The organism is Arthrobacter sp. 05T444 (assembly GCF_056395905.1).
On the sequence record NZ_JBFTKK010000061.1, the window covers coordinates 1 to 600 of the forward strand.

Consider the following 600-nt stretch of genomic DNA (forward strand, 5'->3'; position numbering starts at 1 on the left):
GCCGCCCTGCGCACCGGCCGCGCCCRCCGCCACCCCCACAACAACTCCGCGGAACGACGGYCCCGGTTCGCGGACCCAATGATCATGATTTCCGAACGCCCGCCCGAAATCGAGGACCGGGCCATCCCCGGGCACTGGGAAGGAGACCTCATCACCGGGACACTGAACCAGTCCGCGATCGCCACCCTGGTCGAACGCACCAGCCGGTACGTGATGCTCGTCCACCTGCCCACGGATCACGGCGCCGAAGCAGTCCGGGACGGACTCGTCACCGCCATGACGGCCCTGCCCGCGCACCTGCGAGGCTCCCTGACCTGGGACCAGGGCTCCGAAATGGCAGCCCACAAATCCTTCACCMTGGCCACGGACATGAACGTCTACTTCTGCGACCCCGCCAGCCCCTGGCAGCGCGGCTCGAATGAGAACACCAATGGGCTGCTGCGCCAGTACTTCCCCAAGAGCACGGATTTGTCCGTCTACGGTCCCGAAGACCTCGAACTCGTCGCTCAGAAACTCAACGGCCGGCCACGTAAAACGCTCGGCTGGGAAACCCCAGCCGAGCGTTTACGTGCTTTACTACTAACCACCTAACCAACAGGT

The 600-nt window shown here is 64.8% G+C and carries 1 protein-coding gene; it reads left to right on the forward strand.

The annotated features are described in order from the left end of the window. Positions 1–591: IS30 family transposase (locus AC1DD3_RS22075; RefSeq protein WP_476882528.1), on the forward strand; the 591-nt coding region annotated here is incomplete at its 5' end. Between the last annotated feature and the right edge of the window lie 9 nt (positions 592–600).